Source organism: Trabulsiella guamensis ATCC 49490, from assembly GCF_000734965.1.
GTDB lineage: Bacteria > Pseudomonadota > Gammaproteobacteria > Enterobacterales > Enterobacteriaceae > Trabulsiella > Trabulsiella guamensis.
Genome location: NZ_JMTB01000091.1, coordinates 13475 through 36256, shown reverse-complemented (window position 1 = coordinate 36256; position 22782 = coordinate 13475). Strand labels below are relative to the sequence as shown.

Genomic DNA, 22782 nt, shown 5'->3' with positions numbered 1-22782 from the left:
CTCGCGGTTCAGATGAGCCTTTGCGCATACGCAAGCAGGGGATGTGGCAACATCGTGAGCCTGGAGTGTGACAAGTCTGTTAATGAAGGATGAAGAATTGAAGACGCCTTCCCGGGGCGGGAAGGCAGGGAATTAATGTTGTTTGAGGACGTTGATCATCCATGGCACGCCGAATTGATCGACCACTTTGCCAAAACCGTGCGCCCAGAACGTCTCCTGCCAGGCCATTTCGATTTTTCCACTTTCGGCCAGGTTATCGAACCAGCGTTTACCTTCTTCTGTATTCTGGGTGTCGATGACCAGCGTAAAGCCGGAATAGTTCGCCCGGTCACTGGTGAGGCCATCGCTCATCATGATATCGCTACCGGCGATACGGACGTTGGAATGGGCGATAGCGTCATCCGGGTATGACATGGTCGACGCGCAGCCATCTTCGCTGTTTTGCGCCTCTTTGGGCATTTCGCCGAAGGTGATTTTGTACGCCAGTTCTGCACCGAGCGCGTGTTGATAGAAGGCAATGGCCTTAGCACAATTGCCACCAAAGGAGATGTAGGGACTTAACGGCATATTCGTTACCTCAGGTAAGAGAAGCCTGTTAAGTGTAGTCAGGGGCAGCCCGGTAAGCGAAGCGCCACCGGGCGGCAATTTAGTTCTTCTTCACAAATTCTGACTTGAGCTTCATCGGACCAAAGCCGTCAATTTTGCAGTCGATGTTATGATCGCCTTCGACCAGACGAATATTCTTCACTTTGGTGCCGATTTTCAGCATCGAAGAGCTGCCTTTGACTTTGAGATCTTTGATGACGGTAACGCTGTCGCCGTCGGCCAGCAGATTGCCATTCGCATCTTTCACGATCAGCGCATCGCTCTCCTGAGCGGGTTCCGCATCGTTCCATTCATGCGCGCATTCCGGGCAGACGTACATACCATTGTCTTCATAAGTATATTCGGAATTGCATTTTGGGCAGTGTGGAAGTTGCATTGAAAAAGTCCTCTTAAAAATGGCAGATCGCCGAAAATAGGCCTAATTATACCGCAAATCCACACTTTTGTCGGTGCTATTTCACGCAGACGACGGCGCCGCACGGCAAAGCACGCGTTACCGATATGAAAATAAATAACGATATGTTCTGAATATTTTAGAAAATGCGCTACGCTGTTAATCTCTGCTTTATCTAAAGCACCGCCAGAATAATAATTATTGAGCACCAGAGTAAACATAAAATATTATAAAAACGACTGAATATAAAAATAATATCTGGCTGTTAAAAGTTCAGAGAAATAAAAGTAATGTAATTTGCGTTAAGGAAATTCTTTAACCATGTACACACAGACAATATATGAATTGAGCCAGGAAGCGGAACGCTTACTGCAGCTGGCTCTGCGACATTTACAGAGTTTGAAAACCCTTCCCGTGAGCGCGCAAAATGCTCAGGCGGCCCCACGTCCATTGCATTTCAGCCCCGAGGGGATTAACACCCAACAGGCGACGCTCAATAATGAATTACGAAAGATCACCCGTCTGGAAATGGTTCTGGCGATTGTCGGCACGATGAAAGCCGGAAAGTCGACAACCATTAATGCGATTGTCGGGACTGAGGTTTTACCTAACCGTAATCGCCCGATGACAGCGATCCCCACGCTAATTCGCCACACGCCGGGGCAAAAAGAACCCGGCCTGCATTTTACTCATCCTGAACCAATCGATCAGTTAATGCAGGAATTGCAGAATAAAATCAGCCACATCGATCGCACTGCGCTGGCCGAAAGGCTTGAGCTTGATAAAGACATGAATACGCTGCTGGATCATATTTCCCACGGTGTGGCGTTTGAAAAACATTACCTGGGCGCGCAGCCGATTTTTCATTGCCTGAAAAGTCTTAATGATCTGGTGCGACTTTCGCAGGCGCTGGAGGCAGAATTTCCGTTCGCTGAATATGCCGCGATTGAACATATTCCGGTGATTGAAGTGGAATTTGCCCATCTCTCAGGCATGGGGAACTTTCCGGGGCAACTGACATTGCTGGATACGCCAGGGCCGAACGAAGCCGGGCAACCACATCTGCAAAAAATGCTCAGTGAACAACTGTCGCGCGCCTCCGCGGTGCTGGCGGTAATGGACTACACCCAACTCAAATCGGTCTCTGATGAAGAGATGCGACAGGCGATTGCGGCCGTCGGGCAATCGGTGCCGCTGTATGCACTGGTGAATAAGTTTGATCAAAAGGATCGTAACAGCGATGACGAAGACCAGGTACGGGCGCTGATTTCCGGCACGCTGATGAAAGGATGTATTACACCCAGGCAGATTTTCCCGGTCTCGTCGATGTGGGGCTATCTGGCAAACCGGGCGCGACATGAGCTGAACGTGTACGGCAAACTGCCATCGCCGGAAGAGCAGCGTTGGGTGCAGGATTTTGCCGAGGCGGCGCTGGGACGACGCTGGCGCAATGAGGATTTGCAGGAAGCGGGCAAAATGCGTCATGCGGCTGAATTGCTGTGGGAAGATTCGCTGTTTGAACAGCCCATCCGCAATTTGCTGCACGCAGCGCATACGCATGCGTCACTGTTCGCGCTGCGTTCTGCGTCGCATAAATTGCTCAACTATGCGACGCAGGCTCAGGATTATCTCGATTTTCGCCATCAAGGGATGACCGTGGCGTTCGACAAACTTCAGCATAATATCGACGGGCTGGAGGAGAGTATGGCGCAGTTTGAAGCGCGCAGGCGTGGCGTCACCGAAGAAGTGCATCATGAGGTGGTCGAGGCGCTGTCCGCGGTAGAAGACTTTATCGCAACGCAGCAGGCAAGCGCGGTGCAAAGCGTCACCCACTGGTTTGCGGAGGAAAATCTGCGCACGCTGTGTGGCGACGTGACGGTTGACGTTCGGATGGCAGACAATGGCGACACAGGCCAGGTGGTGCTCACTGCGGAAAGCGAGGCACACTGCCTGTTGAGTAAAATTCGCCAGGGTTGCGAGAACGTGTTGCTGACGACACAGCAGACGCTGACGCGCGAGCTGTCGCAGCGCTTTACCCAGCTGGAAATCAGCCTGACGCGCACGCTGGAAGAGGCGTTGCGCCCGATTGAACTCCATATCAAAGAAGAGCTGGGCAAAGCCGGATTTCGTGCGCGGATCAGCCTGCCACCGTTTCGCGCCGGACTGGTGGATTTTAATATACCGCTGGTATTTGCCGATGCCATTGCCCGTGAAGATACGCCGGTCAGCGCGCTACCGCGCGGCGGAATGCGGGAATCCGTCTCGCGCTGGTTGAATAACCCCGGCTGGGGATGGGACGACTACGTCATGACGCAGGCACGATACGTTATTGATATTCCAGCCCTGAAGCACAAGCTCATTTTCCATATCTCTCAGTTTTTTGAACAGATCCTGAAAGCGCTGGGAGCACAGGTGGATGTGGCGGTGACCGCCGGCATGACCACCTTTTTCGCCGGCTTTTCGCAGAACCTCGCCGGACTGCAAAAGAATTTGCAGGAAAGCCTTAATTTACGTCAGCAGCACCAGTCCGCGGTGATGACGCTAAATCTCCAGCTTCAACAAAGCCTGTCCACTGTCCGGTGGATCCAGGAGGATGCGCGTCTGCTTCGCGATGATATTCAGACACTTTTTTCGGTCGAACAGTCATGAACAGGCAATTACTGGAAGGTCCGGGGCGTCATCTGGAATCCATTCATCCAAAATTTATCGTCGAACTGGTGTTGGGCATTGAGAATCCCCGACCGGGTTCCGTGGCGCCGCAGCAGCAGCTTTTTCGCGAGCAACTATTGAAAGAAGTGGTATCACAAGTGCAACTGACGCCGTGGGCGGTGTCGGGTACGACGGGCGATAACCCGGCGGTCCGCCTCCGGCTGGCGGAAAAACTGGCGGGGATGTTCGACCCCGGACATCTGGCGCTCACGCGCATGAGCCAGTATCTCTTTTCCTTACAGGAAAAAGGGCGCGCATCGGCGGAGCTTCGCCAGCAGTACGGCGCGGTTGCGGAGCAATTTCAGCAGCGCGCCGGGCATAAACAGCGCGCGCTGTCGCAGCGTGGGCTGATGGTGCATGCCGGTGAACACAGCGACCAGGTCTTTACCCGCTGGCATGCGGGTAGCTACGACGGCTGGTCGCTGGCAGGCCGCTGTTTTATCGTCTTTGAAGAACTGCGCTGGGGGGCTTTTGGCGATGCCTGTCGCCTGGCGAATAACGAAGTCAGAACCCTGCTGAAAGAGAACCTGCTGACCATGGCCAGCCAGTATCTGGCGGAAAGTATTAGTGCCTCGCCGGATACGCGCCATTTTTATCATCAGTGGCTGGCATCACCGACCTCGGCTTCATTAATGGATCACCGGGAGATGCTGGGCTGGCAGGGCAGCTGGTGCTCTGCAGAAAAACACCCTGTCAGTTGGTCCATCACGCAAACCTGGCAAACTATCGCCTTAGGTATGCCACGACTTTGTTCGGCGAAACGTCTGGCGGGAGCCATGCTGGAGGAGATGTTTACAGACGATGTGCTGGCCACTCCGCTATAGCCGCGCCTCTCTGGCAGAAGCGTAAACCCTTTTACGTTTGTTAACGTGACGTAACGCGATGTCATCAATTGCGTGAAGTTGATCACAAATCTAAACGCTGGTAGGGTAAAAAAGCGAGCGCAGGATGTTGACCATCTCATTTAGCGATCCTGCACTATCTTTGACTGCCAGAGCAGGCGTCACAGGTTCGGTTGTACAGGGCTTGAACAGCCTGTGCAGGCAAACCTGCTACGCTTGAAATGAGGAGCATAGCATTTCGCCGCTCCACTACCGCACGATTGCGAACACCCCCTTTTGTTTGCCCCTCACATGTGCGCTCACGGCGAAATTTACGAGGAATTTGAATGCTTAAAAGGAAAAAAGTAAAACCTATCACGCTTCGGGATGTCACGATTATCGACGATGGTAAATTGCGTAAAGCGATCACCGCCGCGTCGCTCGGAAATGCCATGGAATGGTTTGATTTTGGTGTTTACGGTTTTGTGGCGTTTGCCCTGGGTAAGGTCTTCTTCCCCGATGCTAACCCCAGCGTACAGATGATTGCCGCCCTGGCAACCTTCTCGGTTCCCTTTCTGATTCGCCCGTTGGGTGGTCTGTTTTTCGGTATGTTGGGCGATAAATATGGCCGCCAGAAAATCCTGGCGATCACTATCGTCATTATGTCCCTAAGTACATTCTGTATCGGTCTGATCCCGTCATATGCCACCATTGGCATCTGGGCGCCGATTCTGCTGCTGCTCTGTAAAATGGCGCAGGGGTTCTCGGTCGGTGGAGAATATACTGGCGCGTCGATTTTTGTTGCCGAATATTCGCCAGACCGCAAACGCGGCTTCATGGGCAGCTGGCTGGACTTTGGTTCAATCGCGGGTTTTGTACTGGGCGCAGGTGTTGTGGTGCTCATTTCAACGATTGTCGGTGAGGCGAACTTCCTGGAGTGGGGCTGGCGTATTCCGTTCTTCCTCGCGCTGCCGTTAGGGCTGATTGGCCTCTATCTGCGTCATGCGCTCGAAGAAACCCCGGCGTTCCAGCAACACGTTGATAAGCTGGAGCAGGGTGATCGTGAAGGGCTGCAGGACGGGCCGAAGGTCTCTTTTAAAGAGATCGCCACGAAACACTGGCGCAGCCTGTTGGCCTGTATCGGTCTGGTGATTTCCACCAACGTGACCTACTACATGCTGCTCACCTACATGCCGAGCTACCTGTCACACAACCTACATTATTCCGAAGATCATGGTGTACTGATTATCATCGCGATTATGATCGGGATGCTGTTCGTGCAGCCGGTGATGGGGCTGTTGAGCGACCGCTTTGGCCGTCGTCCGTTTATCATCATCGGTAGCGTGGCGTTGTTCGCGCTGGCAATCCCGGCCTTCATTCTGATTAACAGCGATGTGATTGGCCTGATTTTCGCCGGTCTGTTGATGCTGGCGGTGGTGCTTAACTGTTTTACCGGGGTGATGGCGTCGTCGCTGCCTGCGATGTTCCCGACGCACATCCGCTACAGTGCGCTGGCTGCCGCGTTTAATATTTCGGTACTGGTGGCCGGTCTGACGCCAACACTCGCCGCATGGCTGGTGGAAGCGTCGCAGAACCTGATGATGCCGGCGTACTACCTGATGGTGATTGCTGTTGTCGGTCTGATTACCGGTATTACGATGAAAGAGACCGCCAACCGTCCGCTGAAAGGCGCGACTCCTGCGGCATCTGACATCCAGGAAGCAAGGGAGATCCTGCAGGAGCATCACGATAACATCGAGCAGAAAATCGAGGATATCGATAAAGAGATCGCCGACCTGCAGGAAAAACGGTCGCGGCTGGTGTCACAGCATCCGAAAATAAATGAGTAACGGTTATAAGCCCGAGGTTCTCGGGCTTTTTTTTCGCCTGTTTACTGCAACGCGTTCAGGATCGCATATCCGGCTTTCACCCGTTCGGTATTGGGGTAAGCTTTATTCGCCAGCATCACGATGCCGAGCTGTTTCTCCGGAATAAACGCCACGTACGCGCCAAAGCCGTTGGTGGAGCCGGTTTTATGCACCCAGGAGGCGGCGACGCGCGGTGCCGGTGGGTCAATGGCGACAGCCGGAAGCGGAGCCAGCGCCACGCTGTTATCGCTACCGTTAATTACCGTGTCGGCTTTCACCGGCCAGTTAAGCATCTCCCAGCCTAATCCCTGATACATACTGCCAATCCGCCAGTAGCGCGACTGGGCGAGCGAGACCGCCTCGCGCAGTGTGCGGTTGCCGATCCGCTGTGGATCCATATTGACCTGCAACCAGGCGGCGATATCCACCACGCTTGATTTTAACCCCGCGGCTTCAGCCATCAGCATGCCAGGCGTGAGACGAACTGGCTGCCCGTCGCGATAACCCCAGGCATAATTTTTCTCTTCACGTGGCGGGACGTTAACCCAGGTATGCGTCAGATTCAGGGGCTGGAAAACGCGTTCTGTCAGTGCCTGCTCGTAGCTCATCCCGGACGGCTTCACCGCCAGCGCGGCGAACAACCCGATGCTGGAGTTCGCATACAGTCGACGCGTGCCCGGTGCCCATTTGGGCTGCCAGTGCTGGTAGAAATTCAGCAGCGACGCGCTGTCTTTCGCCTCGTCTGGCACCTGCAGTGGCAAGCCACCCGCCGTGTAGGTCGCCAGATGCAGCAGGGTGATCCCTTTCCACTGGCTGCCGGTCAGCTCAGGCCAGTATTTCGTTGCCGGATCGCTGAGGCTGATTTCGCCCCGACTGATGGCATCGCCACCCAGCACGCCAGCGAAAGTTTTGCTAACGGACCCCAGCTCAAACAACGTCTCCTGAGTGACCGGACTGCCGTGCTTAATGTCGGCCTTACCGTAGGTGAAGTAGTACGGCTGCCCCTGATAAATGACCGCCACGGCCATGCCCGGAATGGCCTGTGCCTTGAGCAGCGGCGCGATGGTCTTGTCCACGGTTTTGCTGATTTGCGCTGGTGTCAGCGTATTCCCGGCGGCAAACGCGGCGGTGGTCAGCGTCAGCGCCGTAAAAGCCAGCGCGGCGTTAAGCATTTTTTGCATGAGTGAATTCCTTTCTTAGCATGAAGAAGATGAGGTGTCCGGGCCCTTGAGACGCGCTCAGTCTGTGGGATTTGACAACCGCTGGCAAACGATTAAATTTAGCAGCTGCCTGAAGTTTTTCTTACAGAAGACACCATGACCCGAAGCTATATTCCGCTGAATGCCCTGCGTGCGTTCGAAGCCGCGGCTCGACACTTAAGTTTTACTCACGCGGCTATTGAACTGAACGTCACGCATTCGGCCATCAGCCAGCAGGTGAAAGCGCTGGAAGCACACCTCAACTGTCAGCTGTTTGCCCGCGTATCACGTGGTCTGATGCTGACTACCGAAGGGGAAAACCTGCTGCCAGTGCTGAATGATTCGTTCGACAGGATTGCCGATACGCTGGATCGCTTTGCGGCCAGCCAGCGGCGGGAAAAACTGAAGATCGGCGTGGTGGGGACGTTCGCGACAGGCTTTCTCCTCTCCCGGCTGGACAGCTTTCGCCGCCGCTTTTCGCACATCGATTTACATCTCTCCACCCATAACAACCGGGTCGATCCTGCCGCAGAAGGGCTGGATTACACCATTCGGTTTGGCAGCGGTGCCTGGCACGGTACCGAGGCGATTTTTCTCTGTGATGCGCCGTTGTCGCCGCTGTGTTCACCCTTACTGGCGGGAGAATTACAGTACCCGGCGGATGTGCTGAAATTTACCCTGCTGCGCTCTTATCGACGAGATGAATGGAATGCCTGGTTACAGGCTGCGGGTGAACGGGCACCGTCTCCCACGCATCCGGTAATGGTGTTTGATTCCTCCATTACCATGCTGGAAGCGGCGCAAGCGGGAGCGGGGATCGCTATCGCGCCGCCGGGGATGTTCACGCATTTGCTGAATACCGAACGCATTGTTCAGCCATTCAGTACACAAATCAGTCTCGGCGGATACTGGTTAACGCGCCTGCAGTCACGCCAGGAAACCGTCGCGATGCGAGACTTTGCCGCGTGGATAGCGACGCAGACCCGAGAGGCTCAGGGGGATTAACAGCCCGCGGCGATAAAATCACCGTTGGCGCTCACAGGGATCACAGTCAGGAACAGGACGGTAGCGAAAAGGATCAGAATGACGCCACCGGCGACTTTTACCAGCGGAACCAGCCAGTGAAGTTGCGCGTTGTTGGCACCAAAAAAGGCCACGGTGCGGTTTCGGGCATAGCGAACCGCCAGCGATAATCCCATGATCGACAGTGCTGTACCAATGGACATGGTCATCACCGCGGCGATGCCCCAGCTGACAATGCCCAGCGCATTTGAAAAAAGCAGGATCATGATAGCGCCGCTGCAGGGCCGGGCGCCAATCGCCAGAATCACACCGAGGCGGGTTTTCCAGTCGGCCTGCGTGAGATCCACCCCGACGCCATGATGACCGCAGCCACATTCGGCATTATGCTGATGTACTGGCGTCAGGCTTTTGATCATCAGTCTGCGCGGCTGCAGGCTTTTCAGAGCCTGGTAAATCACGAAAGCGCCAAAGCCACCAATTAGTACGGCGCTGATTTTCTCGACATACCAGCGGCTCTCGCTGAGATCGCCGGAGGCCAGGTTAAGCCCTACTGCCAGAATAAAGACGAACAGGATCGCGCTGACGCCCTGCATCAGGCTGCCAAGAAACGGCACGACGCGGGCGGCGAGCTGGCTCTCTTTGTTGGTGCTGAGATAGGTCGTGACGATGAATTTACCGTGCCCGGGGCCAATGGCATGCAGCACGCCATACAGAAAGGCACCAGTGAGCAGCCACAGGCCGCCGCTGTACTGATGATTATTCAGTTGCAGCAGATACATTACCAGGTAGCGGTGCAGGGTAATTTGGGTACTGAGGCACCACTGGATAAACGCCGGCCAGTGCGCGTGCAGCGTAAAGACGACAAACAGCGACAGCAGCATCAACCCGCCGATGCCGGAAAGGCGTAAGTTGCGCGAGAGACGTTGAGTGCTCATGAGGGTGCCTCCCATTAATGGCCTCCCTGAAGTATATCTCAGCGGAGGCCATCGATCAGGAGTGAATGATAAAACGCGCCAGCCGGTGGTGCAGCAGTCGGTTCTCTTTCACCAGCCGCGCATTTTCGTCGAGCAGCGCCAGCGCAACAGCGATACCGGGCCAGTCGAGTTCAAGCTCGTTACGCAAACGTAAGGCGCGATGCAGAGTACTCACAGCACGGTCGTCAAACCGCCATGCCTCATCCTGGCTGTCACAGGGTTCAACCACGCCCAGGCCGACAATTTCATTGAGCTCTTCTTCCGAAACGCCGGTATGCAGACAAAATTCAGTCACTGTAAAGGTGACGGTAACGTTAGCCATTATGCTTTACCCCACTCTTTGCGTGGATCGAACGCGGACTGGGCTTGCGCCAGTTGCTGCCAGAGCCCGGCGCTCTGCTCATCCGGTTTTGGCGGCATGACGATTTTAATCACTGCGAACAGATCCCCTGTCGTTTTTTTACTGACCAGGCCTTTTCCTTTGATGCGTAACCGCTGCCCTGCCTGGCTTCCGGGTGGAATAGTCAGCAAAATACTCTCTTTCAGCGTCGGGATAGTGACTTTTGCGCCGAGCGCCGCTTCCCAGGGGGCCAGCGGTACGACAATCTCCAGATTGTGACCGACAATGTCGAACAGCGGATGCGGCGCGATATGAATCACCAGCCACAAATCCCCGTTCGGGCCACCCTGCTCGCCGGGTGTTCCCTGACCTTTCAGGCGAATGCGTTGTCCGTCGCCGACACCTGCCGGGATCTTCACGTTCAGAGTTTTAGGGATTTCCTGCTCTACGAGGCCAAAGGCGTTATACACCGGCAGTTTGTAGCTGATGGTTCGCGTTTGATCTTCCAGGGTTTCTTCGAGGAAAACCGCGACTTCGATTTCGACGTCATGACCCCGTGTGGCATGCGACTGCCGTGACTGGCGAGCGTGCTGACCGAATATCGACGAGAAGATATCGTCGAACTCTTGCTGGCTGTAGTGTGTTTCCTGCTGCGTCTGCTGGCGTCCCCTGTGCGGATCCATGCGTGGATCGTTACGGTGCTGCCAGAGCTGGTCATATTCAGCACGGCGCTGATCGTCTTTCAGCACTTCCCAGGCTTCAGCGAGATCCTTAAAACGCGCTTCGGCATTGGCTTCTTTACTGACATCGGGGTGATATTTTCGCGCGAGGCGGCGATAGGCGGTCTTGATGGTTTTGAGATCGTCCGTCGGCTTAACCCCCAGAATCGTGTAATAATCCTTTAATTCCATGGTGTTATCTCATTTTATTCTTACCCGAAAGGTACCGGTTACCTGACCCGGTATCGCCATTAATCTTAGAATAAATAAGGTAATTTTCCTGGTCAAATGTGCTTATTCGTCTTGCGTACAGCGTCAAAGTATCCAACAGACGACAAATCGTATTATTTATGAATCTTATTGCGATATCTTTTGTGATATTTCATCAGGTGACAGTATATTTATACTTTCTCTTTGAGAATGCGTTTATTTTATTAAGAATCCATAGTACATTCTTAAAAATACTTAGTTGTGTTTACATCAAGGCGGGCGGGGAGTAATGTATTCTGCTGTTTTCTCTCTCTCGTTCTTAACCCATTAAATTATTATAATCACTTGTTTTTTAGATAAAACAATAAGCTTCTTTGCTATTAATACATTAATAGAATTTAGGGGTGGCGTTTTAATTACTTTAGTTTGTCTCTGATTAGCATGTTTAATGCGGAATCGAATTGTAAGGAAAATTAATGAGCAGGAAGCCCAAGGCGATAAAATATATTTCCGCATTTGCTGTACTAATGCTCGCGGCAGGGGTGCTAAGCGGTTGTACGGTAATTCCGGGGCAGGGGTTAAGCACACAGGGTAAGAATGTCGTTGAATCCGCGGACAACGATTACGATCTGAATAAGATGGTAAATATTTACCCGCTAACCCCCGGTCTTGTCGAACAATTACGCCCGGCACCGATCTCCTCTCGCGCCAACCCGCAACTCGACGAGCTATTACAGGAATATGAGTATCGTATCGGTATTGGCGATGTCTTAATGGTCACGGTCTGGGACCACCCAGAGCTCACCACGCCTGCCGGTCAGTACCGCAGCGCCAGCGATACCGGCAACTGGGTCAATGCCGACGGCGCCATTTTCTATCCTTACGTAGGCCGTCTGAAGGTGGCTGGCAAAACGCTTATTCAGGTGCGCGATGAAATCACCGCGCGCCTCAATGCGGTCATCGAAAGCCCGCAGGTGGATGTTAGCATCGCGGCGTTTCGCTCGCAAAAATCCTACGTCACTGGCGAAGTTGCCAAATCCGGCCAGCAGCCGATCACCAATATTCCCTTGACCATTATGGATGCGATAAACGCGGCGGGCGGCCTGACAGAAAATGCCGACTGGCGCAATGTCGTGCTGACCCATAACGGCATGGAGAGCCGGATTTCACTCTATGCGCTGATGCAGCATGGCGATTTAACGCAGAACCGGCTGCTGTATCCTGGCGACATCCTGTTCGTGCCGCGTAACGACAACCTGAAAGTGTTCGTGATGGGCGAAGTGGGCAAACAAAGCACCCTGAAGATGGATCGCAGCGGTATGACGCTGGCGGAAGCGATTGGCAACGCCGAGGGCCTGCGACAGGACATGTCTGACGCCACCGGTATATTTGTCATCCGTTCGGTGAGGAATGCGCCCGACGGAAAAATTGCCAGTATTTATCAGCTCAGGGCGCAGGACGCCTCTGCCATGGTGTTAAGTACCGAATTCCAGCTGGAACCTTACGACATCGTCTATGTGACTGCCGCGCCGATCGTGCGCTGGAACCGGGTAATTTCTCAACTGGTACCGACTATCACCGGCGTTCATGACCTGACGGAAACCGTACGGTATATCCGCACATGGCCAAACTAAGGTTTCATTCCATCCTGGTGCTGTGTACCGGAAATCTCTGTCGCTCGCCCATTGGCGAACAGCTGTTGCGACAGGCTCTGCCGCAGATGCGCGTGGAATCGGCAGGGACTTGCGGCGTGAGCGGGCAACCCGCAGATGCTACCGCGATGGCGGTGGCGGCAGGCCATGGATTGTCGCTGTCGGGCCATGTCGCTCGCAAAGTCACTGCCGGGATGTTGCGCGATGTCGATCTGATCCTGGTGATGGAACCTGCGCATATTGAGCAGGTGACAGTCATGGCGCCCGATGTGCGGGGAAAAACGCTGCTTTTTGGTCAGTGGCTGGGTGGTAAAAAAATTCCCGACCCTTACGGCAAAAGCCGGGAGGCGTTTGAGCATGTTTACAGTCTGCTGGCGCAGGCTACTCAGGAATGGGCGAAGCGGCTCAGCTAATCACACGAGATATGTTGTTTTATGTCGACGAAAAACCTTCACCCTCAGACCACGCCTGCGGGCGACAATGAGATCGATCTGGTTCGCTTGTTTTTCGAATTGCTCGATCACTGGAAACTGATCACGGGCGTGACCCTGTTATTCACCCTGTGTGCACTGACATATGCCCTGTTTGCCACGCCCGTTTATCAGGCGGATGCGCTGGTACAGGTGGAACAAAAGCAGGGGAATGCGTTGCTGGATAGCCTGAGTCAGGATTTTCCCGGCACGTCGCCGGACTCTGCGCCGGAAATCGAATTGCTGCAGTCGCGCATGATCCTGGGCAAGACCATTGATGATCTGAGCCTGCGCAACGTTGTGGCGCAACGCTATTTTCCGCTGGTGGGGCGTGGCTGGGCGCGGCTGACGGGGGAAATCCCTGGTCGGCTGGCATTAAGCGGGATGAGCATTCCGCGCCGTGAGGGACGTGCTCAGCGGATCATGCTGACGGTGGAAGACAGTGCGCATTACCGGCTGGAAGGCGCGGATTTCTCTGCCACAGGGGTCGTGGGCGAATTGCTCGTCCAGGGTGATCTCGCTCTGAACGTGTCGGAGATTCAGGCCGCGCCCGGGACCGAATTTATGCTGACGCAACTGACTGAGCTGGAAGCGATTAACGCCCTGCAACGACGTTTTGCGGTAAAAGAGCGGGGCAAAGACAGCGGCATGCTGGGGCTGACGATCAACGGAGATGATCCGGACAACATCGTGCGCATCCTGAACAGTATCGCCAGTAACTATCTGCAGCAGAATATCGCTCGCCAGGCGGCACAGGATTCAAAGAGCCTGGAATTTCTGCAGGCGCAACTGCCTCAGGTGCGCAGTGAACTGGATCAGGCGGAGAATAAACTCAACGCTTACCGTAAACAACAGGATTCGGTCGACCTTAATCTCGAAGCAAAAAGCGTGCTTGAGCAGATCGTCAATGTCGATAACCAATTGAATGAGTTGACTTTCCGCGAAGCGGAGATTTCTCAGCTCTACAAGAAAGATCACCCGACCTACCGCGCCTTGCTGGAAAAACGCCAGACGCTTGAGCAGGAAAAGATACGCCTGAATAAACGCGTGTCGGCGATGCCGCAGACACAGCAGGAAGTGTTGCGCCTCAGTCGGGATGTTGAGTCTGGCCGGGTTGTGTATCTGCAATTGCTTAATCGTCAGCAGGAGCTGAGCATTGCCCGTTCAAGCGCGATTGGTCACGTCCGCATTATTGATCCGGCGATGGCTCAGCCAGAGCCCATCCAGCCGAAAAAAGCGTTGATTGTGATTTTAGGATTGATGCTTGGACTGTTTTTCTCTATGGGTCTGGTGTTATTGCGCACATTGCTGCGCCGGGGAATTGAATCCCCTGAGCAACTGGAAGAGCAGGGGATTAATGTTTACGCCACCGTACCGTTGTCAGAGTGGCTGGCGAAGAAAGCACAGGTGCGGCGTAAGCATTTTTTCTCCTCACGTTTACGTCACCACACCCGTAACGTCCCGTTTTTACCAGTTGATAATCCCATTGATCTGTCTGTCGAGGCGATTCGCGGTCTGCGCACCAGTCTGCATTTCGCGATGATGGAAACCGCTAACAACGTCCTGATGATATCCGGCGCTACGCCGGACAGTGGCAAAACGTTTGTCAGCACGGCGCTGGCGGCAGTGATTGCGCAGTCCGAACTGAATGTGCTGTTTATTGATGGCGATATGCGCCGGGGATATGTCCATGACATGTTTGGCATTGAGAATGAGGTCGGGCTGTCTGAAGTGCTATCCGGTCAGGCGGACATGACAGGGGCCGTGCAGCGGTTTCACAAAGGGGGATTTGACGTGATCACCCGCGGCCAGACTCCGCCTAACCCGGCAGAGCTGCTGATGCGTGCCCGTTTCCGCCAGCTCATGATCTGGGCCGACGAGCATTACGACATGGTGATTATCGATACGCCGCCGATCCTCGTCGTCACCGATGCCGCTATTATTGGCCGCTCGGCTGGAACCAGCCTGGTGGTTGCGCGCTTTGGCCTGAACAGCGTCAAAGAGATCAGCCTCTGTGTACAGCGCCTGGAGCAGAGCGGGATCAACATCAAAGGCGCGATTCTGAACGGCGTGATCAGACGCGCCAGTGATTACTATGGCTACGGGTATAATCAGTACGGGTATCAGTATACGGATAAGAATTAAATGGATTTCTTATCATGACACAATGCGCTGGCGGAACATGCAGGAAATAAAAGTATGCTGGTGATAGCCTGTTCCGGGAAATATAAGCATGGCTACTGCGTTTTTTGTTCCGCCATTTCATCGATACTGCTATATTCATGTTTCACAGGTACAAATATGTTTAGCGGCATTTATGTTACTAATGGGGTTATATCTGCAATATGTTTAATGATTCAGGATATAATATATAAGGTATTTTTAATATTATATTTTTTATTGTGTTTGCATCTGGTTTTGCTTTATGTTTATTGCTATAAAAGCGATCTCCAGAGTTTGTTGCGGTGAAAATAGCTGTAGAAAAATTGTAAACATCCAGGGTTGGAAGCAGTCTTTACCGGAAAGCAGTCGGCGCTAAAACTGAAGTAATATAACAAGCTGACGATTTTGTTCTCTTATCAATTCAAACTTGAATACTCCTGCTAAAGATGCAAAAGAGAGGATCTCTGTTATGAGTAAGGACAGCAGTGTAGCACCGAAAGAGCGTATTAATATCAAGTATGTACCTAATACGGGAGATCAGATTGCGGAAATAGAGCTTCCGCTAAATCTGTTTGTTGTCGGGGACATGAAAGGTGTCCGTGAGGATACTTCTCTGGAAGAACGGCAACCTGTCTCCATCAATAAGAATAATTTCAATTCTGTAATGAGTGAGGCCGGTCTGAGTCTCTCGTTTGTTGTTCCCAATCGACTGGATGAAAAGACAAATGACGAGGGTGAAAATGATTTACCCGTTCGTCTTGATATCCAGTCTCTTTCTGATTTTTCCCCTGATAATGTCGCCCGCAACGTTCCCGAGCTGAATAAGTTGCTCGAACTGCGTGAGGCACTGGTCGCCCTAAAGGGGCCACTGGGCAATATTCCTGCCTTCCGTTCTAAATTACAGGCGCTACTGAAGGATGAAAAAGCGCGTGAACAGCTTCTCGAAGAGTTAAATATTCTCGATAAGAAGTGATACCTGTTTGTACTTAGAGGGATTTTTTTATGTCATTACGTGAAGAGCAGACAGCTACGCCTGAACAACCTGCAAGAGCATTTTCTCTGCTGGACGAAATTATGTCTCAGGCGCATATGCAGCCGGATAACGATGGATATGATATTGCTCGTCAGGGTGTTGCGGCGTTTATCTCGAATATTCTGGATTCCGGGACCAGTGAAGAACCCATCAACAAAATGTTGGTTGATCGCATGATCCTGGAGTTGGATAAAAAACTTAGCGCTCAGATGGATGAGATTATGCATGCGGATGAGTTCCGCGCGCTTGAATCCTCCTGGCGGTCGCTTAAGTTACTGGTTGATCGCACAGATTTTCGTGAAAATATTAAGATCAATGTGCTGCATGCAACCAAGGAAGAATTGCTGGATGACTTTGAGTTTGCGCCTGAAATCATACAATCAGGATTTTATAAGCATATTTACTCTTCCGGTTATGGCCAGTTTGGTGGAGAGCCTATCGGCGCTGTAATTGGGAACTATGCCTTTAAAAATACAGCACCGGATATGAAGCTGCTTCAGTATGTGGGAGCGGTCGGTGCGATGGCGCATGCGCCGTTCTTGTCGTCCGTGGCACCGGAGTTTTTCGGCATCAGCAGCTTTACTGAATTACCGGCGATCAAAGAATTAAAATCGGTATTCGAAGGACCTTCACATACCAAATGGCGTTCGCTGCGAGAGTCAGAAGATTCACGCTATATTGGCTTAACTGCTCCACGTTTTTTACTTCGTCTGCCGTATTCAAAAACAGAAAACCCGATTCGCTCATTCGGTTATGAAGAGAGCGTACAAAATGGGCATGAAAATTTTCTGTGGGGCAATACCGCGTTCCTGTTAGCAAGTTGCCTGACCGACAGTTTTGCAAAATATCGCTGGTGTCCAAATATTATTGGTCCGCAAAGTGGCGGTGCAGTCTATGATCTGCCGGTACATCTGTATGAAGCCATGGGACACATACAGGCGAAAATTCCCACCGAAGTGCTCATCACTGACCGTCGTGAATTCGAGCTGGCAGAAGAAGGATTCATTACGCTGACGATGCGCAAAGGGAGCGATAACGCCGCCTTTTTCTCAGCGAACTCGATCCAAAAACCCAAAGTCTTCCCCAACACCCGCGAAGGGAAAATGGCGGAAACCAACTATAAACTGGGTACGCAATTACCCTATATGTTTATTATCAACCGCCTGGCGCATTACATCAAAGTCTTGCAACGTGAGCAAATCGGCTCGTGGAAAGAGCGTCAGGATCTTGAGCGTGAACTGAATATCTGGCTTAAGCAATATATCGCCGATCAGGAAAACCCGCCGACAGAAGTTCGCAGCCGTCGCCCTCTGCGTGCCGCACAAATTAAGGTGCTGGATGTTGAGGGAGATCCAGGCTGGTATCAGGTCACCATGTCTGTACGTCCACACTTTAAATATATGGGAGCGAGTTTCGAACTCTCTCTGGTTGGGCGACTGGACAAGGAGTAAAGGGCCATGGCCGGGTTATTGAGCTGGAGACGTGATCGTTCAGGCAGTTTGTTTGAACGGATCCAGAAACAGGAGGACGGTATTATTCGCCGCTCTTCTTCTGGCAGTTTACTGGCCTCAATAAAAAAAAACCTGAACCAGGTGTTAAATTCACATCAGGGCGGAAGTCAGAGCGCACCCATGTTGGGTGTGCTTGATCTCAACGATGCTACGTCGTCATCGTCTGACTTCCGCCAGTCCATCGAGCGCATCGTCCGGGCCTGCATTATTGACTACGAGCCGCGTATTAACTGGGTTGAAGTCAAAGCTGGCCAGGCAGATGAACAGGATCCCTTAGCACTGAATTTTCATATTCTCGCGCATGTGGGCTTTGATGATGTGAATGACATGATTGAATTTAATATTCATCTGGATAAGCACCAGCGTTACCATCTGAGCTAACGATATGGCATTCGAGAAATACTTTAGGGACGAACTGGATTATTTGCACCAGATTGGGCGCATTGTTGCGCGTGAAAAACCGCATCTGGCTGAGTTTTTGTCTGAGAAAGGCGTAGATCCAGACGTTGAACGTTTGCTGGAGGGGTTCGCGTTCTTATCCGGAAATTTGCGAGAAAAAATCGACGATGAATTTCCTGAACTGACGCACAGTTTGCTGAACATGTTGTGGCCAAATTATCTGCGCCCGACGCCCAGTATGACCATCATCGAATATACGCCAGAGAAAAATATCATTACGGAGGCGACAAAGGTTACGCGTGGAACCGAGTTATTAAGTCGTCCCATCCAGATTATTGCAGAATCGGATGATGGACTGGATCCACGTCAGGATCCGCATAATCTGACCCATTGTGTTTTTACCCAATGCCGTGATCTGTGGTTACTTCCGGTAGCGCTTGATGATATTCGGGTAAATAACAGTAACGAAATGGCCGTCATTCATATCGATTTCTCCTCCAGTGGGGAAATCAGTATTAATGATCTGGAACTGGGTAAACTCCGGTTCTGGCTGGGTGAAGCTGGGTACAGCAGTTATCAACTCTATTTCTGGTTGAGCTATTACTTTGAGAAAGCAGAGTTGATCGTTGGGGATGAAAGCTATGTATTCCCCGATTTTGATTTTGTGCCGTTAGGGTTCAGCCGTGATGAATCCATGCTACCCTGGCCTAAAAATTCAGTGACGGGCTATCGCATTTTACAGGAATACTTTTGTTTTCCTGAGGGATATCTTTTTTTTGATGTTAAAGGGGTAGCGAAATTACCCGCTGAACTTCATGCCAGCCAATTCTCATTGCGACTGAGCTTTTCCCGCCCGTTACCGCCGGAGGTGAAAATCAGACGGGATTCGCTGCGCCTGCACTGTACACCTGCCGTTAATTTGTTTAGCCATTATAGTGAATCTATTTTGCTTGATGGTACGCAAACAGAATACCCGTTACGTGTCAGTTACAGTGAACCCGATTTTTACGATATCTTCTCGGTCGATAAAGTTGAAAGCTGGCTTAAAAATGATGCTCAGGATCACGGGCGGTCACGAGGGGTATTACGAACCTACACGCCATTTGAAAGCTTTCAACATCAAATTGAATATACCCAAGGGAGAGAAAAAATCTATTACCGGGTACGTATCAAACCCTCAGTATTACGTCCGGGGCTTGAACATTCGATTTCCTTTGTTCGTGGAGATGAGCTGGAATGTGTGCTCCATGACGAAACGATTTCTGTGCAATTAACTTGTACCAATCGGGAATTACCGACATTATTGCGTATTGGTGATATTGACACCGTTGCCCGTGATACACCTTCTTTTGCATCGTTTCGCAATATTACCCGTCCTACCCGACCGCTCTATCCTGTGCTTGACGGAAGCCTGACATGGTCGCTGATTTCCAATATGTCGCTGAATTATCTTTCGCTACTTAATAAAGATGCTTTGCGCCAGATTCTGCTTACTTATGATTTACCTGGTAAGCATGACCGGCAGGCAGCGCGCGGGTCACAAAAAAAGATGGATGGCATTGTCAATATTGAAACGCATCCTGTTGATCGTTTATTCCGGGGCGTTCCGGTCAGAGGGCTGGAATCCACCTTGTGGCTGGAACAAGGCGCTTTTTCGTGTGAAGGGGAACTTTATTTATTCGGCGCTATTCTGGCTCGCTTTTTCTCACTATATGCCAGCGTGAATTCGTTCCACATTTTGAAGGTAATTAATACTCACAACAAGGAGTGCTACGAATGGCCGGAGCAGAAGGGACAACACACGTTGATTTAAAGTACCAGGAAGTGTCCGACAATGCCGGGCATTTCAATTTCTATCAACTGGTGGAGTTGCTGACAAAGGGAACAGTGGATCCAGTATCTTCCTTCGCATTAAATCCGGAAGACGAAGCTATTCGTTTTCGTTCGACAGCCAGTATTTCATTCCCTTCGCGCGATGTGATCGCGTTAGAACCGGCAAAGAATAAACAGTGGTTGCTGACGGCATCGTTCCTGGGGCTGCATGGTAGTCAGTCGCCGTTGCCGGGATTTTACCTGGATAACCTCGCCTGGGAAGAGGCGCAGCAAAATTATCATCTGACGGATTTTCTTGATGTTTTTAATCATCGTTTTTTGATGCTGCTGCACCGCATCTGGCGCAAATATCGCTATTACATCTGTTTTGAAAACGAAGGGAAGGATGCGTTCTCGCAACGGATGTTTGCGCTGGTGGGGTTGGGCTGTGCGGATGTTCGTCAGCAGTTAACGATTAATCACAGCAAAATGCTGGCTTATGCGGGGTTGCTTGCCAGCCCCGGGCGTTCTCCTGATGTTATCTGCGGGCTGATTGCACACTGTTTTGAACTGGATGATGTCACGTTGCAGCAATGGCAAAAACGTTACGTGACCATTATTCCCGAACAACAAAACCGGTTGGGGGGTGTTCATCATTACAGCGGTAAACGGACAGTCCACAAATCGGTATTAGGTGAAAACTTTTCTATTGGCGCCAGGGTGCCGGATCGTGGAGGAAAGTTTTTATTGCGGTTGAATGGGCTGACCCGACAACGCTTTCTGGAGTTTCTGCCCGAAGGCGCCAGTTATTTGCCTCTGGTGACGTTTACGTCATTTATTCTCCGCGATCAATTCGCCTGGGATTTATGTCTTGGCATCGCGCCAAATCAGGTTGGTGGCATGGAATTAGGGGTTGAACAAAATGCGTTGTTGGGTTGGTCCTGTTTTTTAGGCCAGCCGGATGAGAGACCTGAGGTCACACTCTGTGTCAGGGAGTGAAATAGAGGAACAGAAAGATGAACAGCAATGAACATTATCTCCCTTCACTCCAGTTGAGAGTGAATAACAGCCATCAACTTGAGAGCGGTTGTAATGCCAGTCATGATTTTGGCCCTGCCGGAGGCAGCGTTGGCAGTAATGAACAGAATGCCTGGCGCATTCAGGATACGGCACGGAAAATCGCTGGCACCCATTTTGTGATCCTCTGGCAGGATGACGCATTTTGTCTGCGTACCCAGGGTGCGCCTGTGTCGGTTAATCAAACACCATTGAACCCCAATATTGGCATTGTGCGCCTGCTACAGGGGGATGAAATTGCCCTTGGCGCACTTACGCTGAAAGTGTTCATCAGCATAAATGGTGACGAAATACAGGATCCCATGCAGGTGACGCCGGAATCCCTGGTGACACATTACAGCAATCCACTGGAATCCTTACTGGAAAAAGATCTGAAAAATGATCCCGTGAAAATGACTGCTCCGTTGCCAGAGCAGACGGTGGCGAATTCATGGTCTCAGGATCCGCTCAAGGTATTACAAAACGAAACACTTACAGAACCGGGAACAGATCCTGTGACAACAGAAAATTCGGCTGAAAATATTCTTCAACGTTCACCCTACACAAAATCCAGTGAGCCGTTTTCGCTTACGGATGATCCCGCAAATCGGATAGTCGATCAGGAATTTCTGGAACTCCCGCAAATAACCCGTTACCTGAATAAACAGAAAGAGACCGCGAGCCAGGAAGACATGTCCGATCGTTTTGTGGCGATTACGCCATTAATGCGGGGGCTTAATGCGCCGCTCTCCATGTATGACAGCCAGCAGGCAAATGATTTTCTTGAAGAGGCGGGCCGGACATTGCAGATGACGATCCGTGGTTTACTGGCGCTGCATAGCCATCAGGATACCTTGTCAGATAAACATCTGCGGCCACTTGAAGATAACCCTCTGCGGCTGAACATGGATTATGACACCACGCTGAATGTGTTATTTGCCGAAGGGAAAAGTCCGGTTCATCTTTCCGCCCCGGAAGCGGTGGCGGAAAGTCTCGATAATATGCGTCTTCATTATCAGGCAAACCAGCAGGCTATTTCAGAAGCGTTGTCAGTCATGCTGGAGGCCTTTTCACCAGGACGTCTGATGTCCCGTTTTGCTCAATATCGTCGGGTGGCCGAACGCAGTGAGATGGACCCCGCCTGGGCATGGACAATGTATTGTAATTACTACGAAGAACTGGCATCGAGTCGCCAGCAGGGTTTCGGTAAGTTATTCAACGAAGTCTATGAACAGGCCTATGACAGAGCGTTAAGAAAGGGGCTGCAGGAGAGCAAAGTATGAGCCCTGTCCGCAAAGTCTGTAGATGGTGTTCGGTTTTGTTGATAACGCTGCTGCTGAGCAGTTGTACCGTCAGCAAGAAAGTCGGCAAGGTGCTGATGGATCCTGATATTCAGGTAGGCTCCCTTGCGGAACAACCCTCAACCGTCAGAATTACTTTGCTGGCTGAGCCAGATATTAATAAAAATGAAAGTGATGAAGCCACCCCGGTTAATTTGCAGGTGATTTACCTGAGTGAAGATTCAAAATTACTGGCAGCGGACTTTGATCAACTTAATGAAGAAGACAGCGATCTCGAAAAAATTCTCGGGAAAAATTATATCGATCACCAGGACTATACCCTGTTACCGGGGCAGTTCAAGCCTCTGGAATTGATAAAGCTGGAAGAAGATAACCAGTATATTGGCGTGGTGGTTTATTACGCAGATGAAAATATTAGCCAGTGGAAGAAGGTGATAAAAATAAAAGGCATGGGGCACGCATATCATCTGCTTATTCATGTCCGTGACAATGACGTCGAATTACAAAAAGAGGAGGACTGAT

The 22782-nt window shown here is 51.6% G+C and carries 20 protein-coding genes; 14 read left to right on the top strand and 6 right to left on the bottom strand.

Annotated features, from left to right (window positions below):
- Positions 1–132: 132 nt before the first annotated feature.
- The gene (yjdN, locus tag GTGU_RS14325) at positions 133–567 is read right to left on the bottom strand and encodes a VOC family metalloprotein YjdN (RefSeq protein ID WP_038158286.1); all 435 of its coding nucleotides are present in this window, start codon (positions 565–567) and stop codon (positions 133–135) included.
- Positions 568–646: 79 nt separating this feature from the next.
- Entirely contained in the window at positions 647–982 is a 336-nt protein-coding gene (locus GTGU_RS14320; RefSeq protein WP_038158283.1) for a zinc ribbon domain-containing protein YjdM, read from the bottom strand.
- Between the two features lie 339 nt (positions 983–1321).
- Here GTGU_RS14320 and crfC point away from each other — a divergent pair, with 339 nt between their 5' ends.
- From crfC to proP, 3 genes are all read left to right on the top strand, one after another.
- A complete protein-coding gene (gene crfC, locus GTGU_RS14315) occupies positions 1322–3649 on the top strand; it encodes a clamp-binding protein CrfC (protein WP_038158281.1) in 2328 nt (775 codons plus the stop codon).
- A complete protein-coding gene (locus tag GTGU_RS14310) occupies positions 3646–4533 on the top strand; it encodes a diguanylate cyclase regulator RdcB family protein (protein ID WP_038158279.1) in 888 nt (295 codons plus the stop codon). The genes crfC and GTGU_RS14310 overlap by 4 nt, the downstream gene beginning before the upstream one ends.
- Positions 4534–4877: 344 nt before the next feature.
- Positions 4878–6380 (top strand): glycine betaine/L-proline transporter ProP, encoded by a 1503-nt coding sequence (gene proP, locus GTGU_RS14305; protein ID WP_038158277.1) that lies wholly within the window; start codon positions 4878–4880, stop codon positions 6378–6380.
- Between the two features lie 41 nt (positions 6381–6421).
- Here the strand turns inward: proP and ampC are convergent, their stop codons facing one another.
- On the bottom strand, positions 6422–7570 hold the full coding sequence (ampC, locus tag GTGU_RS14300; protein WP_084222800.1) for a class C beta-lactamase: 1149 nt from the start codon (positions 7568–7570) through the stop codon (positions 6422–6424).
- A gap of 144 nt (positions 7571–7714) precedes the next feature.
- Between ampC and ampR the strand changes: the two genes are divergently transcribed.
- Positions 7715–8602, top strand: coding sequence for a LysR family transcriptional regulator AmpR (ampR, locus tag GTGU_RS14295; protein ID WP_038158273.1), 888 nt, complete (start codon positions 7715–7717; stop codon positions 8600–8602).
- On the opposite strand, the gene GTGU_RS14290 is transcribed toward ampR, so the two are convergent.
- The 3 genes from GTGU_RS14290 to cbpA are packed head-to-tail and all read right to left on the bottom strand — an operon-like array spanning position 8599 to position 10845.
- Positions 8599–9555, bottom strand: a complete 957-nt coding sequence (locus GTGU_RS14290) for a nickel/cobalt transporter (protein ID WP_038158271.1) — start codon at positions 9553–9555, stop codon at positions 8599–8601. The genes ampR and GTGU_RS14290 overlap by 4 nt on opposite strands.
- Positions 9556–9610: 55 nt before the next feature.
- The gene (gene cbpM / locus GTGU_RS14285) at positions 9611–9916 is read right to left on the bottom strand and encodes a chaperone modulator CbpM (protein WP_038158268.1); all 306 of its coding nucleotides are present in this window, start codon (positions 9914–9916) and stop codon (positions 9611–9613) included.
- The gene (gene cbpA, locus GTGU_RS14280) at positions 9916–10845 is read right to left on the bottom strand and encodes a curved DNA-binding protein (protein WP_038158266.1); all 930 of its coding nucleotides are present in this window, start codon (positions 10843–10845) and stop codon (positions 9916–9918) included. The genes cbpM and cbpA overlap by 1 nt, the downstream gene beginning before the upstream one ends.
- A 494-nt stretch (positions 10846–11339) precedes the next feature.
- On the opposite strand from cbpA, the gene GTGU_RS14275 reads away from it, so the two are divergent.
- From GTGU_RS14275 to tssJ, 10 genes are all read left to right on the top strand, one after another.
- Positions 11340–12497, top strand: coding sequence for a polysaccharide export protein (locus GTGU_RS14275; protein WP_038158265.1), 1158 nt, complete (start codon positions 11340–11342; stop codon positions 12495–12497).
- Positions 12485–12928, top strand: coding sequence for an arsenate reductase/protein-tyrosine-phosphatase family protein (locus GTGU_RS14270; protein ID WP_038158264.1), 444 nt, complete (start codon positions 12485–12487; stop codon positions 12926–12928). Before GTGU_RS14275 ends, GTGU_RS14270 begins: the two co-directional genes overlap by 13 nt.
- Before the next feature lie 21 nt (positions 12929–12949).
- A complete protein-coding gene (gene etk, locus GTGU_RS14265; RefSeq protein ID WP_038158262.1) occupies positions 12950–15130 on the top strand; it encodes a tyrosine-protein kinase in 2181 nt (726 codons plus the stop codon).
- Between the two features lie 487 nt (positions 15131–15617).
- Entirely contained in the window at positions 15618–16121 is a 504-nt protein-coding gene (gene tssB / locus GTGU_RS14260; RefSeq protein WP_038158260.1) for a type VI secretion system contractile sheath small subunit, read from the top strand.
- Positions 16122–16150: 29 nt separating this feature from the next.
- The gene (gene tssC / locus GTGU_RS14255; protein ID WP_038158259.1) at positions 16151–17632 is read left to right on the top strand and encodes a type VI secretion system contractile sheath large subunit; all 1482 of its coding nucleotides are present in this window, start codon (positions 16151–16153) and stop codon (positions 17630–17632) included.
- A 6-nt stretch (positions 17633–17638) separates the two neighbouring features.
- Positions 17639–18073, top strand: a complete 435-nt coding sequence (gene tssE, locus GTGU_RS14250) for a type VI secretion system baseplate subunit TssE (protein WP_038158257.1) — start codon at positions 17639–17641, stop codon at positions 18071–18073.
- 4 nt (positions 18074–18077) lie between these two features.
- Positions 18078–19904: a type VI secretion system baseplate subunit TssF gene (gene tssF / locus GTGU_RS14245; RefSeq protein WP_038158255.1), complete on the top strand. Its 1827-nt coding sequence runs from the start codon at positions 18078–18080 to the stop codon at positions 19902–19904.
- On the top strand, positions 19868–20902 hold the full coding sequence (gene tssG, locus GTGU_RS14240; RefSeq protein WP_038158252.1) for a type VI secretion system baseplate subunit TssG: 1035 nt from the start codon (positions 19868–19870) through the stop codon (positions 20900–20902). The genes tssF and tssG overlap by 37 nt, the downstream gene beginning before the upstream one ends.
- 17 nt (positions 20903–20919) lie before the next feature.
- Positions 20920–22242, top strand: a complete 1323-nt coding sequence (gene tagH / locus GTGU_RS14235) for a type VI secretion system-associated FHA domain protein TagH (protein WP_038158250.1) — start codon at positions 20920–20922, stop codon at positions 22240–22242.
- Positions 22239–22781: a type VI secretion system lipoprotein TssJ gene (tssJ, locus tag GTGU_RS14230; protein ID WP_038158246.1), complete on the top strand. Its 543-nt coding sequence runs from the start codon at positions 22239–22241 to the stop codon at positions 22779–22781. Before tagH ends, tssJ begins: the two co-directional genes overlap by 4 nt.
- Position 22782: the final 1 nt, after the last annotated feature.

Excerpts from the sequence above, each read along its gene's own strand:
- yjdN (WP_038158286.1), bottom strand. The coding sequence starts at position 567 with ATGCCGTTAAGTCCCTACATCTCCTTTGGTGGCAATTGTGCTAAGGCC.
- GTGU_RS14320 (WP_038158283.1), bottom strand. The coding sequence starts at position 982 with ATGCAACTTCCACACTGCCCAAAATGCAATTCCGAATATACTTATGAA.
- crfC (WP_038158281.1), top strand. The coding sequence starts at position 1,322 with ATGTACACACAGACAATATATGAATTGAGCCAGGAAGCGGAACGCTTA.
- GTGU_RS14310 (WP_038158279.1), top strand. The coding sequence starts at position 3,646 with ATGAACAGGCAATTACTGGAAGGTCCGGGGCGTCATCTGGAATCCATT.
- proP (WP_038158277.1), top strand. The coding sequence starts at position 4,878 with ATGCTTAAAAGGAAAAAAGTAAAACCTATCACGCTTCGGGATGTCACG.
- ampC (WP_084222800.1), bottom strand. The coding sequence starts at position 7,570 with ATGCTTAACGCCGCGCTGGCTTTTACGGCGCTGACGCTGACCACCGCC.
- ampR (WP_038158273.1), top strand. The coding sequence starts at position 7,715 with ATGACCCGAAGCTATATTCCGCTGAATGCCCTGCGTGCGTTCGAAGCC.
- GTGU_RS14290 (WP_038158271.1), bottom strand. The coding sequence starts at position 9,555 with ATGAGCACTCAACGTCTCTCGCGCAACTTACGCCTTTCCGGCATCGGC.
- cbpM (WP_038158268.1), bottom strand. The coding sequence starts at position 9,916 with ATGGCTAACGTTACCGTCACCTTTACAGTGACTGAATTTTGTCTGCAT.
- cbpA (WP_038158266.1), bottom strand. The coding sequence starts at position 10,845 with ATGGAATTAAAGGATTATTACACGATTCTGGGGGTTAAGCCGACGGAC.
- GTGU_RS14275 (WP_038158265.1), top strand. The coding sequence starts at position 11,340 with ATGAGCAGGAAGCCCAAGGCGATAAAATATATTTCCGCATTTGCTGTA.
- GTGU_RS14270 (WP_038158264.1), top strand. The coding sequence starts at position 12,485 with ATGGCCAAACTAAGGTTTCATTCCATCCTGGTGCTGTGTACCGGAAAT.
- etk (WP_038158262.1), top strand. The coding sequence starts at position 12,950 with ATGTCGACGAAAAACCTTCACCCTCAGACCACGCCTGCGGGCGACAAT.
- tssB (WP_038158260.1), top strand. The coding sequence starts at position 15,618 with ATGAGTAAGGACAGCAGTGTAGCACCGAAAGAGCGTATTAATATCAAG.
- tssC (WP_038158259.1), top strand. The coding sequence starts at position 16,151 with ATGTCATTACGTGAAGAGCAGACAGCTACGCCTGAACAACCTGCAAGA.
- tssE (WP_038158257.1), top strand. The coding sequence starts at position 17,639 with ATGGCCGGGTTATTGAGCTGGAGACGTGATCGTTCAGGCAGTTTGTTT.
- tssF (WP_038158255.1), top strand. The coding sequence starts at position 18,078 with ATGGCATTCGAGAAATACTTTAGGGACGAACTGGATTATTTGCACCAG.
- tssG (WP_038158252.1), top strand. The coding sequence starts at position 19,868 with ATGGCCGGAGCAGAAGGGACAACACACGTTGATTTAAAGTACCAGGAA.
- tagH (WP_038158250.1), top strand. The coding sequence starts at position 20,920 with ATGAACAGCAATGAACATTATCTCCCTTCACTCCAGTTGAGAGTGAAT.
- tssJ (WP_038158246.1), top strand. The coding sequence starts at position 22,239 with ATGAGCCCTGTCCGCAAAGTCTGTAGATGGTGTTCGGTTTTGTTGATA.